We start from the raw sequence: 12686 nt of genomic DNA on the forward strand, positions 1-12686 counted from the left end.
GCGCGGCCGTCCCGCCCCGTCGGCCGCCGGGCGGGCGGTCACCGCGGCGGGCGGGTGGTCAACGCGGCGGGGCGACGTCGCGGCTCTCCTCGACCCGGCGGTACTCGACCGGCTGCTCGGTGGTGGCGACGCTCTCGCGGCGACGACCCCAGAGGAGCGCGGTGAGAATCAGGCCCAGGACGCCGGCCGCCATCAGGATCCATCCGACCACGTCGATGTTGACGCCTCCGATGCTGGCTTCCACGGCGAAGGTGAGGATCGCGCCGAGCGCGATGAGGAAGATGCTGGTGCCGATACCCACGACAGCCTCCTTCGGGAAGTGGGCGGTGTGCTGTCGAGGTTCGTCAGTACCCACCCGTCGAGCAGCGCAACCGCGCACGCGACGGGGGTGCACCCGGGGCGATCTTGCCGTCGGGTACAGTGGTGCCGTCGCCGGGAACACCGGGGGCACGCGGACGTAGCGCAGCTGGTAGCGCATCACCTTGCCAAGGTGAGGGTCGCGGGTTCGAATCCCGTCGTCCGCTCTCGACCACCCACCCCAGGTGCGGGCGGTCACCACGGGCGATTGGCGCAGTGGGAGCGCGCTTCCTTGACACGGAAGAGGTCACTGGTTCAAACCCAGTATCGCCCACCATCCCGGGGCAGTCTCCCGTCCCGCCCGTCGCTGCCCAGCCCCGTTCGGTCGTTCGCGTGCCGAGGGGTAGGGTGCGGCGCTCCGGGCTTCGCCGCACCCCACCCGGCATGGGATCGATCGGTGTCAGCCCGCCCGGCGGGGCTTGTGGATGGCGCGAGGCAGGACGTACGGCGGGCCGGCGAAGATCAGATCGGACTTGATCTCGTAGAATGCCCGCTTGGGCTGGTAGTCCTCGTCGTAGAGCGTGGCGAGGCCCTCCGGCGGGTCGTCGAACCAGCCGGGCACCCAGGAGTGCCGGTCGGTGAAGCCCCACACCGTGTACGACAGGCAGCTTCGCACGGCCAGGCACGCCTTCATCAGGACACTGAAGTTGGCGGCGGACGCCTGTAGCCGCGGGTTGATCTCCTCGGAGTCGCCGGCCTGGACGCCGTCGGTGAGCCGGCTGCGCACGTCGACCTCGGTGAAGGCGGTGGCGAGGCCGAGGGCGGCGAACCTCTTCAGCGCGGCGGCGACCTGGAGGGTGTCGTAGTTGCCGTACTGGGTGCCCAGGTGGCCCTGGCTGCCGACGCCGTCGATCGGTACGCCCTCGGCGCGCAGTCGCTTCGCCATGTCGTACACGAACTGGGTCTTGTCGTCGGCGGGGTCGCCGGAACCGAAGGCCTCGATGTTGTAGTCGTTGTAGAACAGCAGGGCCCTCGGGTCGGCGGCCCGGGCCCAGCGGAACGCGTCGGCGATGTAGCCGGGGCCGAGATGCTCGGCCCAGAAGCCCTTGTAGTGCAGGGTGGACGGGGTGTCCCAGGGGTCGCTGACGGCCTCGTTGACCACGTCCCACTGCCAGATCTTGCCCCGGTAGCGGCTGACCACGGTGGTGATGTGGTTGCGCAGCAGCTCACGCAGCTCCTGCGTGCTGATCGAACCGTCCTCGACGCCACTGGTCAACCAGCCGGGCAACTGGTTGTGCCAGACCAGGACGTGCCCGCGCACGCTCTGCCGGTTGCGCTTGGCGAAGGCGACCAGCTCGTCGGCGGCGGCCCAGTCGTAGCTGCCCCGGGTGGGTTCCAGGCTCTCCCACTTCATGACGTTCTCGGCGGTCACCGAGGCGAACTCCGACGCGGCGAGTTCCCGGTAGCGGGGGTCGGCGGGGTCGTTCAGGGCGGCCATGTCGACGGCGGTGCCGACGTGCAGGCCGTGGCGCAGTCCGAGGGTGCCCAGGCTCTGCGCCGTGGGGTCGTACGGTCGGCCGGCGGTGGCGGGCAGGGTGTTCAGGGCCGTGACGGTCGCGAGGGCGACCGCGGCGACGGCTGTCCACCGTCTGAGCTTCATCTGGGTGTCCTTCCGCAGGGGGACGGTCGCGGGCGGCGGTGTACCGCCCGGGCTGGCGGGAGAACCGGATCAGTCCTCCCGGTAGGTGGCCTGGTCGAAGTCGGCGTACCGCCCGTCGCCGCCCAGGTCCTGCACCCACAGGCCCAGGAACGCGCCGGTGAACCCCCAGGCGGCGGGCTCGCCGTCGACGATCATCGCGGCGTGCTCGTCGGACAGGATGGTGGCGTCCAGATCGACGGGGACGGGTCGCCAGCCGTCGCCGAGGTCGTAGCCGAACCGCAGCGTCGGCCCGTCGAAGGCCACGCGCAGGCCCACCCGGGTGGCCGCGCCGACGTCGACGGTGAGAGCGGGGTACGCCGTCCGCCGGCCGCTGTCACAGCTGAGCACCTCCAGCACCACCGCGCCGTCGTCGGCGCGGGTGAGGTAGAGGTAGTGCCAGTTCAGGGTGTTGTAGTAGCCGGTGACGCCGGCCAGGTGCCGGTGGTCGGCCGGATCGAACTCCACGACGGTCTCCAACGTGCACCGGGGTGCGCCGACGCGCCGCGCGACCAGGCTGGGCGTCTGGCGGCCGACCGGTGACTGGCCTCCGTAGACGCGCAGGTGGGAGGGGCGCGAACGCAGGTCCAGCCAGTCGGGGGACGCCGGGCGGCGCAGCGTGGACCAGCAGGTGTCCAGCTCGGGCGCGTCGAAGTGGTCGGTCGCGGTGTCCTGCGGCCACGGGTGGGCCGGCAGGTCCGGTGCGAGGAACTCGTCGGCGGGAATGCCGCCGGCGACGCGCGGCCAGTCCCCGGTGGGCCAGTCGACCCGCTGGATCGCCGTCTCGCGTCCCAACACGCAGTTGCCCAGCGGGGTGTAGGGGCGCGCGACCAGGTGGGCCAGGAACCACTCGCCGCGCGGGGTGCGGACCAGGCTGCCGTGCCCGGCCTTCTGCAACGTCAGGTCGGGGCGGCCGACGGAGGTGAGCAGCGGACCGCCCGGGTGCACCTCGTACGGCCCGAACAGGTGGCGGGCCCGGGCGACGGTGACCTGGTGCTCCCAGCTCGTCCCGCCCTCGGCGGTGACCAGCCAGTACCAGCCGTCGTGGCGGTACAGGTGCGGGCCCTCGGTGAGCCCGGCCTCGGTGCCGGTGAAGATGATGCGGGGGCGGCCGACGAGCGCTCGGGCCGCCCGGTCGTACTGCTGGATCTCGATGCCGCCGAATCGGTCGCGGCCCGGCCGCCAGTCGGCGCTCATCGCCAGCAGCCAGCTCGTGCCGTCGTCGTCGTGGAACAGCGACGCGTCGAAGCCGCGCGAGTGCAGCGGCACCGGGTCGGACCAGGGGCCGCTGATGTCGGGCGCGGTGGTGAGGAAGTTCTGCGCGTCCCAGTAGCCGCTGGCGAAGCTTGCCACGTCGCTGTAGACGAGGTGGAACAGCCCGTCGTGGTGGGTGAGGTCGGGTGCCCAGATCCCGTTGGAGTCGCCGCAGCCGCGCAGGTCGAGCAGACGCCGTTCGGTGACGATCCCACCCAGCGGTCGCCAGTGCACCAGGTCGCGGGAGTGGTGCACACGCACCCCCGGATACCACTCGAACGTCGAGGTGGCCAGGTAGTAGTCGTCGCCGACGCGCAGGATCGACGGGTCCGGGTGGAATCCGGTGAGGACGGGGTTGCGGATCGACCGGGCCGTGGCCACGTTCGCGATCTCGGTCGACATGTTCGGCTCCTTGATGCTCTGGCTCCGGTGTTCCGGAAGTTTATCGGCCGTCGATGGCGGAAGTGCGCTCACCGTATCGAGTGAAGTCGAGATTCGACACCCCTTGACCGGGGCCGGGCAAGCGTCGTAACGTGCCCGCCATCACATCGAAACTACCGGCAATGATCCGAAAGTTTCGGACCGCGTTTCCGCCTCCACCCGCCGACCTGTCGGCGTTTCGCGTACCTCAGACGTCCTCGAAGGGATGGCACATGACAGCGCACCTCTCCCGCAGATCCTTGCTGGGCCTGGTCGGCGCGGGCGCCGGCGCGCTCCTGCTCGGCGGCTGCGGCGACGACGGGTCCGACTCGAACTCCGGATCGCAGACCATCGACTGGTGGCACATCCAGAACACCGAGCCGATGCTGCCCGTCTGGGCTGCCATGGCCAAGGAGTACGAGACCGCCAAGGGCAACCTCACGGTCGAGATCCAGCCGCTGGAGAACGAGGCGTTCAAGGCCAAGCTGACCACCGCAACCCAGGCCGGGTCCCCGCCGGACCTCTTCCAGTCGTGGGGCGGCGGCGTGCTCCGCCAGCAGGTCGACGCCGGGCTGGTCAAGGACATCACCGACGACGTGCAGCCGTGGGTCGGCAACCTGCTGCCCGTGTCCCTCGAACCGTTCACCGTCGACGGGAGGATCTACGGCATCCCGTTCGACGTGGGCATGGTCGGCTTCTGGTACAACCGCGACCTGTTCGCCAAGGCCGGCATCGAGGCCCCGCCGAAGAGCTGGGCGGAACTGCTCGGCACCGTCACCCGGATCAAGGCCGCCGGCATCGTTCCCATCGCGCTCGGCGGGAAGGAGAAGTGGCCGGCCCACTTCTACTGGGCGTACCTGGCCATGCGCATCGGTGGCCTCGACGCGCTGCGCCGCGCCGCCGAGGACAAGAACTTCGACACCCCGGACTTCGTCGCCGCCGGTCAGCGACTCAAGGAACTCGTCGATCTGTCACCCTTCCAGAAGGGTTTCCTGGGCGCCGACTACAGCTCCCCGGACGGGCAGGCCGCCATCATGGGCAACGGCGGCGCGGCCATGGAACTGATGGGCCAGTGGGCGCCGTCGGTGCAGGCGTCGGCCTCGACCGGGAAGAAGGGCCTCGGTGACCGGCTGGCCTTCTTCCAGTTCCCCGCCGTCGAAGGTGGCAAGGGCACCGTCTCCGAGGTGTTCGGCGGTGGCAACGGCTTCGCCATCGGCCGCAACGCCCCCGCCTCCACGGTCGACTTCCTGCGGGTCCTGCTGGAGGTGGAGAACCAGCGAAAGGCCGCCGCGACCGGCGCGGTGCTGCCCACCAACCGGGCCGCCGCCGACGCCATCGAAGACCCGAACAGCAAGGTCGTGGCCGCGACGCTGGCCAGCGCCACCGGCTTCCAGCTCTACCTCGACCAGGCGTACCCGCCGGCGGTGGGCCAGCAGGTCAACGACAGCGTGGCCGAGTTGATCGCCGGCTCGAAGAGCCCGGAGCAGATCGTCAAGGACATCACCGCGGTGGCGAAGAGCCAGTAACGATGTCGCCCACCCGTACCCGACAGGCCGGGCACGACCGGACGGAGCAGGCACGATGAGCATGTCACCGGCCGCCGGGCTGCGCCACGACGCCCCGACGTCCCGGCCTCCGACGGCCGCCCCGGCGATCCCGCCCACGCGGGGCCGCCGGGGCGGGTTGTCCCGGCTCGGTACCATCGCGATCTTCCTGGCCCCGGCCCTGGTGCTGTTCCTGCTCCTGGTGATCGCACCGATCGTCATCGCCGGCTACGCCAGTGTGTTCCGCTGGAACGGCTTCGGGCTGCCCGAGGAGTTCATCGGTCTCGACAACTTCACCCGCGCCTTCGGCGACCCCGTCTTCCGGGGCGACCTGTGGCGCGGGGCCGTCCTGATCGGGCTCTCACTGGTCATCCAGTTGCCCGTGTCGCTGGGGCTGGCGATGCTGCTCAACCAGCCGCTGCGGGGCCGCAGTCTCTACCGGGTGGTGTTCTTCGCCCCGTACGTGCTCTCGGAGGTCACCACCGCGGTGCTGTTCACCCTGGTGCTGTCCCCGAACCGGGGGCTGGGCGACACGCTGTCGGGGTGGCTGGGCGTGGACGTCGGCGGCGCGGTCTTCGCCGACCCCGACACGGTGCTGTTCGCGCTGTTCCTGGTCGTGTCCTGGAAGTACTTCGGCTTCCACATGATCCTCTACCTGTCGGGGCGGCAGAACATCCCACAGGAGTTGACCGAGGCCGCCACCACCGACGGCGCCAGCACCTGGCAGGTCTTCCGGTACGTGACGCTGCCGCTGCTGGGCCCCACCATCCGGATCAGCGTGTTCCTGTCGGTGATCGGCACGATCCAACTGTTCGACATGGTCTGGGTGCTCACCGGCGGCGGCCCGATCCACGCGTCGGAAACCATGGCGGTGACCATGTACCAGTACGGCTTCCGCCGCTTCGAGGTCGGCTACGCCAGCGCGATCAGCATCGTCATGTTCCTGCTCAGTCTCGTCTTCGCGCTGCTCTACCAGCGTTTCGTCATGCGCCGCGACGTCGAGGGCGCCATCACCACCCGGGGGGTCCAGCGATGACCAGACCGGCCACCCCCGCCGGGCGGACGCGACACCTGCTGCTGCACGTCGTGTCCGTCGTGATCGGGGCCCTCATCGTCGTTCCCGTCGGGTTCGGGGTGCTGGGCGGCTTCAAGGACAACGGCCAGCTGTCGGTCAACCCACTGGGGCTGCCCGACCCCTGGGTGCCGTCGAACTACGTCGACATCCTCGCCTCGGACGTGTTCTGGCGGCAGGTGGGCAACAGCACGCTCATCGCCGTCGCGACCACCCTCGTGGTGGTGGGCGCCTCGGCGATGGCGGCGTTCGTCTTCGCCCGCTTCGCCTTCCGGGGACGGGAGATGCTGTTCACCCTGTTCGCGGTGGGCCTGATGTTCCCCTTCGCGGTGGCCATCCTGCCGCTGTTCATCCTGCTGCGCGGCATGGGGCTGCTCGACAACCCGCTCGGTGTGATCCTGCCGCAGGCGGCCTTCGGGTTGCCGGTCACCATCATCGTGCTGCGGCAGTTCTTCCGGACGATCCCCGCCGAGGTGGAGGAGGCCGCGACGCTCGACGGCTGCTCCGCCTTCGGGTTCTTCTGGCGGATCCTGCTGCCGATGGCCCGCCCGGCGCTGGCGACCGTGTCGGTACTGGCGATCGTGGCCAGCTGGAACAACTTCATGCTGCCGCTGGTGGTGTTCACCGACCAGAGCTGGTGGACCCTGCCAGTCGGGGTGCAGGCGTTCCAGGGCCAGTACGCCGACGACACGGCGCGGGTGCTGGCGTACGTCGTGCTGTCGATGGTCCCGGCGCTGGGCTTCTACGCCGTGGCCGAACGGCAGCTCATCGGCGGCCTTTCCGGCAGTGTCAAGGGCTGAGGGCCGAGGGTCCGGTCCACCGGTCGTGCGGTGGACCGGATCCTCGGCCCTCGGGCCCCTGGCGCGCGACCTCGCCGTCGATAGGCTCAGGTGACGAGGAAAGGGCGAGCTGTGGCCGTGGACGACAACCGCACCGTGACCATCGCGGCGATCGCACGTCTTGCCGGGGTGTCGGTGCCGACGGTGTCGCGGGTGGTGAACGGGCGTTCGGATGTGGCTCCGCAGACCCGGGAGCGGGTCGAGGAGTTGTTGGTGCGTCACGGGTACCGGCGTCGGCCGCAGAGTACGCGGGCGAGTTCGGGTCTGGTGGATCTGGTGTTCAACGATCTGGACAGTCCGTGGGCGGTGGAGATCATCCGTGGGGTGGAGGACGTGGCGCACGCGGCGGGGGTGGGCACGGTCGTGTCGGCCATCCACCGCCGCACGTCCGCCGCCAAACAGTGGCTCGACAACATCCGGACCCGCTCCACCGAGGGCGTCATCTTCGTGACGTCCACCCTCGAACCACCGCAGCAGGCCGAGCTGCGCCGGCTGAACATCCCCGCCGTCATCGTCGACCCGGCCGGCGTACCGTCACAGGAGTCGCCGACGATCGGCGCGACCAACTGGGTCGGGAGTCTGCGGGCGACGGAGTATCTGATCGGGTTGGGGCATCGGCGGATCGGTTTCGTGGCGGGTCCGCCGCAGCTGATGTGCAGTCGGGCCCGGCTGGACGGCTACCGGGCCGCCCTGGAGGCTGCGGGCCTGCCGCTCGACGACGCGCTGATCCGACCGGGGAACTTCTACCACGAGGCCGGCTTCGCCGCCGGCACGCATCTGCTGGGGCTCTCCGGGCCACCGACGGCGATCTTCGCGTCGAGTGACCAGATGGCGTTGGGGGTGTACGAGGCGGTGCGGCGGCGGGGGTTGCGGGTGGCCGATGACGTGTCGGTGGTGGGGTTCGACGATCTGCCTGAGGTGCGGTGGTGTTCGCCGCCGTTGACGACGGTGCGTCAGCCGTTGGCGGAGATGGGGATGTTGGCGGCGCGTACGGTGTTGCGGTTGGCCAACGGGGAGAAGATCGAGAGTCCTCGGGTGGAGTTGGCCACCGAGTTGGTGGTGCGGGACAGCGCCGCCCCACCCCGTACCCGCCTGACCGCCTGACCTCGCGCCTGGCCCAACGGGTATCGCCCCCGGGCCTACCTACCGGTAGGCAGGTGAAAGTTTCGTACTAGGCTGGGTGCGGGCCGCCGGTGACCGACCGCCGGTCGCGCCGCGTCGAGCACACCCGCCTCGACGCCGTACCGGTATGCGCGAGGGAGCTGTCCGTGGTCGCGAGAGGCACCAGCAGAGTCACCATCGCGACGATCGCCGACCTGGCGGGGGTGTCGGTGCCGACGGTGTCGCGGGTGGTGAACGGGCGTTCGGATGTGGCTCCGCAGACCCGGGAGCGGGTCGAGGAGTTGTTGGTGCGTCACGGGTACCGGCGTCGGCCGCAGAGTACGCGGGCGAGTTCGGGTCTGGTGGATCTGGTGTTCAACGATCTGGACAGTCCGTGGGCGGTGGAGATCATCCGTGGGGTGGAGGACGTGGCGCACGCGGCGGGGGTGGGCACGGTCGTGTCGGCCATCCACCGCCAGACGTCCTCGGCCGCGCAGTGGCTCGAAGGGATGCGTCGACGGGGCACCGAGGGGGCCATCTTCGTGACCTCGAGGGTCGAGCCGCCCCTGCAGGACGAGCTGCGCCGCCTCGACGTGCCGCTCGTGCTCGTCGACGCCGACGGCGTCCCCCCGCAGCACGCGCCGACGATCGGCGCGACCAACTGGGTCGGGAGTCTGCGGGCGACGGAGTATCTGATCGGGTTGGGGCATCGGCGGATCGGTTTCGTGGCGGGTCCGCCGCAGCTGATGTGCAGTCGGGCCCGGCTGGACGGCTACCGGGCCGCCCTGGAGGCTGCGGGCCTGCCGCTCGACGACGCGCTGATCCGACCGGGGAACTTCTACCACGAGGCCGGCTTCGCCGCCGGCACGCATCTGCTGGGGCTCTCCGGGCCACCGACGGCGATCTTCGCGTCGAGTGACCAGATGGCGTTGGGGGTGTACGAGGCGGTGCGGCGGCGGGGGTTGCGGGTGGCCGATGACGTGTCGGTGGTGGGGTTCGACGATCTGCCTGAGGTGCGGTGGTGTTCGCCGCCGTTGACGACGGTGCGTCAGCCGTTGGCGGAGATGGGGATGTTGGCGGCGCGTACGGTGTTGCGGTTGGCCAACGGGGAGAAGATCGAGAGTCCTCGGGTGGAGTTGGCCACCGAGTTGGTGGTGCGGGACAGCGCCGCCCCACCCCGCACCTGACCTGGCCCGCCCTGCCCAGGTCCTGGCTTCGTACGGCCGGACCGTCAGCTCCGTCGGCCGCGTGATCCGACCGGGAATAGACAGCGATAGTTTTCCGGAAGTTGTTGACGGTCGCCGCTGGCGACGCCGACGATGGTGATCGAGGTGATCGCCTGCGTGCCCGGCGTGGGCCTCACCCACACCCGTGCGGTCGTCCGGCTCCGACCGTGCGTTCCGGGTGGGCCGCCCTTGCCCGAGAGCGGCCCACCCCACCCGGACCCGTTCTGCCGTGGGCAGATCTGCTGTCGGCGGACGGGTACCCACGGCGCGACCGACGGCCGGCACAGTGGCTGCATGCGACTGCTGATGCTGGGCGGAACGGGATTCGTGGGCGGGGCGACGGTGACCGAGGCGGTGCGCCGGGGCTGGTCGGTGACGGTGTTCAACCGGGGCCTGCACGGCGGGGTGCCGCCCGGCGTACACCGGTTGCGGGGTGACCGGACGACACCCGACGGCCTCGCCGCGCTCGCGGACGGCGAGTGGGACGTCACCGTCGACACCTGGGACGGCGCGCCACGGGTGGCGCGCGACGCCGCCCGGGCCCTCGCCGACCGCGTCGGCCACCACGTGTACGTCTCCAGTGGTTCGGTGTACGCCGAGCCCGTGCATCCCGGCTCCGACGAGGACGCGCCCGTCGTGGAGGCCGACCCGGGCGCGGAGGACGTGGACTACCCGCGGAGCAAGGCCGGCGCCGAGCGGGCGGTGCGGGACGCCTTCGGTGACCGCGCGACGATCGCCCGCGCCGGACTGATCCTCGGTCCCGGCGAGGACATCGGCCGGCTGCCCTGGTGGCTGACCCGCATCGCCCGTGGCGGCGACGTGCTCGCGCCGGGCCCCGCCGACCTGCCGGTGCAGTACGTCGATGTCCGCGACCTGGCCGTCTTCCTGCTCGACCGCGGCGCGAGCGGTGTCGGCGGCACCTTCAACGTGGTGAGCCGACCCGGGCACGCCACCATGGGCGGAGTGCTCGACGCGTGCGTCGCGGCCACCGGCTCCGGTGCCCGGCTGCGCTGGACCGCCGCGCAGACGATCCTCGACGCCGGGGTGGAACCGTGGAACGACCTGCCGATCTGGATCCCTGAGGGGCACCCGTACCGCTGGTTGCAGGAACTCGACGTCGAGCGGGCGTACGCGGCGGGGCTGTCCTGCCGGCCGGCGGCCGAGACGGTCGCCGACACCTGGACCTGGTTGCGCACGGCGGGTGGGGTGCCACCCCGCGCGGGACGGCCACGACGGGCGGCCGTCGGGATCGACGCGACCCGAGAGGCCACGCTCCTCGCCGGGAACGGGCCAGGGTAGGCGGTACGGGGGCCGTCGCCGGCACCCGCGGCCAGAGTCCGACCTGCGGCGGGGGTCAGGCCTGCACCGGCACGTCCACCACCTCGTCGACGGCGCGGCGGGGAGTGGGCCAGCCCGGCTGGCCGTAGCCGATGCGCATCACCATCTGCGGGGTGCCGAACCGTCCCAGCGACAGCCGGAGCTGGTCCCGCGCCGACGGCACCTCGATCGGCTGGGACAACATCGACGCCGACAGCCCCAGGTCGGTGGCGGTGAGCAGGATCCGCTGCAACGCCTGGCCGGCGACCACCTGGTCGACGGCGGTGTTGCCGGGGGAGCCGAGCACCGCCACCAGTGGCTCCGGCTCGAAGTCCCGACCGGGTGCCCGGTTCCGGCCGCCGAAGCCACGGGAGGGCAGAACGTCCTGCGGCTCGGTCTGCGGGCCCCCGGAGGCGGCGGGTATCCCGTCGGCGGACTGCTCGGCGCGTACCCAGGCGTCACGTTCCGCCCGGTAGGCTGGGTCGCGTTCCAACACCCGGTGGGCGCTGTGGGCGATCTCGCCGAACGCGGCGACCGCGCTGACCCCGATCAGCAGTTCCAGCCAGCACTGCTCGGCGCGGGCGGCCTCGCCGAGCCGCCAGCGGGCGTCGGCGGGCACCGGGTCGGGCCAGAACGGCGCGCGGTTGCTGAACCGACGGGGGATGGCCGCGTGCAGGGCCTGTTCGGCGGGGGTGGGGCGACGCGGCACGTCCGGCAGCAGCCGGGCCACGACGTCCGGCTCCGCGGGGTACGGGCGCAGCCGGACCGTGGCCGGCGTGCCCGCCACCGCGAGGGCGAGGCGCAGGTTGAACAGCGCCGCCCCGCAGGCGATCCGGGCACCCCAGCCGCTCGGGTCGGTGGCCGGCAGATGCCGGGTCTGGTCGACGAGGACCTCGATGCCGCCGTCCCGTAGCCGGAACCGCCACGGCTGGACGTTGTGCAGGGACGGCGCGCGGACCGCGTCGGTCGCGGCGGCCCGCATCTGCTCGACGGTGAAGCCGGTGTCCATGGTCGTGCTCCTTCGCGGCTGACTCGCCTGGCTACACCTCCACGGTGCGCCTCAGTCACCCCCGGTGCGCAGGGCCGGACGTCCCGTCTCCCCGGGCCCCCACGCCCCCCGAGGTCCCGGATGGCGTTGTGCCACCCGCCACGATCGTCACCCGGGGCTCCCGCGCGGGCGGGCCGTTTCCGCAGTCGGGTGTGCGAGGTGGGGACCTTCGGCCCGTGCGGGAGGGGGCCGGACGGGGTAGAAACGAGGGATGATCCGGGTGTTCCTGCTCGACGACCACGAGGTCGTCCGTCGAGGCCTTGCCGACCTGCTCACCAACAGTGGTGACATCGAGGTGGTCGGCGAGTCCGGCTCCGCGCAGGAGGCGGCCCGCCGCATCCCGGCGTTGCGGCCCGACGTGGCGATCCTCGACGCCCGGCTGCCCGACGGCAACGGCATCGACGTGTGCCGCGACATCCGGGCGGTGGACTCCTCGATCAAGGGCCTGATCCTCACCTCGTACGAGGACGACGAGGCGCTCTTCGCGGCGATCATGGCCGGCGCGTCCGGTTACGTGCTCAAGCAGATCCGGGGCACCGACCTGGTGGACGCCGTCCGTCGCGTCGCCGCCGGGCAGTCGCTGCTCGACCCGGCCATCACCACCCGCGTGCTGGATCGCATCCGCAGCGGCGTGGAGCAGCCCCGCGAGCTGGAGTCACTCACCGAGCAGGAACGGCGGATCCTGGAGTACGTGGCCGAGGGCCTGACCAACCGGGAGATCGCCGGGAAGATGTTCCTGGCCGAGAAGACGGTCAAGAACTACGTGTCGAGCGTGCTGGCCAAGCTGGGCCTGGAACGGCGCACCCAGGCGGCGGTGCTGGCGACCCGCCTGCTCGGTAAGTCCCACTGACCCACCGCCTCCGCGAAGGAGG

Annotated in this window: 11 protein-coding genes and 2 tRNA genes; 9 read left to right on the forward strand and 4 right to left on the reverse strand. The window is 71.3% G+C overall.

The features are described from left to right. Positions 1-58: 58 nt before the first annotated feature. Positions 59-301 (reverse strand): DUF6458 family protein, encoded by a 243-nt coding sequence (locus tag GA0070616_RS21040; RefSeq protein ID WP_091085845.1) that lies wholly within the window; start codon positions 299-301, stop codon positions 59-61. A gap of 150 nt (positions 302-451) precedes the next feature. Between GA0070616_RS21040 and GA0070616_RS21045 the strand changes: the two genes are divergently transcribed. Together GA0070616_RS21045 and GA0070616_RS21050 are read left to right on the forward strand one after the other, a co-directional pair. Continuing rightward, positions 452-524, forward strand: a tRNA-Gly gene (locus GA0070616_RS21045). A 35-nt stretch (positions 525-559) separates the two neighbouring features. Further along, a tRNA-Val gene (locus GA0070616_RS21050) sits at positions 560-634 on the forward strand. Between the two features lie 123 nt (positions 635-757). On the opposite strand, the gene GA0070616_RS21055 is transcribed toward GA0070616_RS21050, so the two are convergent. Further along, positions 758-1957: an endo-1,4-beta-xylanase gene (locus tag GA0070616_RS21055; RefSeq protein ID WP_091085847.1), complete on the reverse strand. Its 1200-nt coding sequence runs from the start codon at positions 1955-1957 to the stop codon at positions 758-760. A 69-nt stretch (positions 1958-2026) separates the two neighbouring features. Further along, positions 2027-3649 (reverse strand): glycoside hydrolase family 43 protein, encoded by a 1623-nt coding sequence (locus tag GA0070616_RS21060; RefSeq protein WP_091085852.1) that lies wholly within the window; start codon positions 3647-3649, stop codon positions 2027-2029. 251 nt (positions 3650-3900) lie between these two features. Here GA0070616_RS21060 and GA0070616_RS21065 point away from each other — a divergent pair, with 251 nt between their 5' ends. From GA0070616_RS21065 to GA0070616_RS21090, 6 genes are all read left to right on the forward strand, one after another. Beyond that, positions 3901-5193: an extracellular solute-binding protein gene (locus GA0070616_RS21065; RefSeq protein ID WP_091085857.1), complete on the forward strand. Its 1293-nt coding sequence runs from the start codon at positions 3901-3903 to the stop codon at positions 5191-5193. A 55-nt stretch (positions 5194-5248) separates the two neighbouring features. Continuing rightward, a complete protein-coding gene (locus tag GA0070616_RS21070; RefSeq protein ID WP_245712849.1) occupies positions 5249-6247 on the forward strand; it encodes a carbohydrate ABC transporter permease in 999 nt (332 codons plus the stop codon). After that, positions 6244-7083, forward strand: coding sequence for a carbohydrate ABC transporter permease (locus GA0070616_RS21075; RefSeq protein ID WP_091085875.1), 840 nt, complete (start codon positions 6244-6246; stop codon positions 7081-7083). The genes GA0070616_RS21070 and GA0070616_RS21075 overlap by 4 nt, the downstream gene beginning before the upstream one ends. Positions 7084-7194: 111 nt before the next feature. Next, a complete protein-coding gene (locus GA0070616_RS21080; RefSeq protein ID WP_091085878.1) occupies positions 7195-8226 on the forward strand; it encodes a LacI family DNA-binding transcriptional regulator in 1032 nt (343 codons plus the stop codon). A 164-nt stretch (positions 8227-8390) separates the two neighbouring features. Further along, positions 8391-9410 (forward strand): LacI family DNA-binding transcriptional regulator, encoded by a 1020-nt coding sequence (locus GA0070616_RS21085; RefSeq protein WP_091091320.1) that lies wholly within the window; start codon positions 8391-8393, stop codon positions 9408-9410. A 333-nt stretch (positions 9411-9743) separates the two neighbouring features. Then, positions 9744-10748: an NAD-dependent epimerase/dehydratase family protein gene (locus GA0070616_RS21090; protein ID WP_091091325.1), complete on the forward strand. Its 1005-nt coding sequence runs from the start codon at positions 9744-9746 to the stop codon at positions 10746-10748. A gap of 55 nt (positions 10749-10803) precedes the next feature. Here GA0070616_RS21090 and GA0070616_RS21095 read toward each other — a convergent pair whose 3' ends face one another. Continuing rightward, a complete protein-coding gene (locus GA0070616_RS21095) occupies positions 10804-11775 on the reverse strand; it encodes an Acg family FMN-binding oxidoreductase (protein ID WP_091085881.1) in 972 nt (323 codons plus the stop codon). A gap of 250 nt (positions 11776-12025) precedes the next feature. On the opposite strand from GA0070616_RS21095, the gene GA0070616_RS21100 reads away from it, so the two are divergent. Then, complete coding sequence (locus GA0070616_RS21100) at positions 12026-12664, forward strand: response regulator (RefSeq protein WP_091085885.1); 639 nt, start codon at positions 12026-12028, stop codon at positions 12662-12664. The last annotated feature ends 22 nt before the right edge of the window (positions 12665-12686 follow it).

The sequence above is a fragment of the Micromonospora nigra genome (assembly GCF_900091585.1).
Lineage (GTDB): Bacteria > Actinomycetota > Actinomycetes > Mycobacteriales > Micromonosporaceae > Micromonospora > Micromonospora nigra.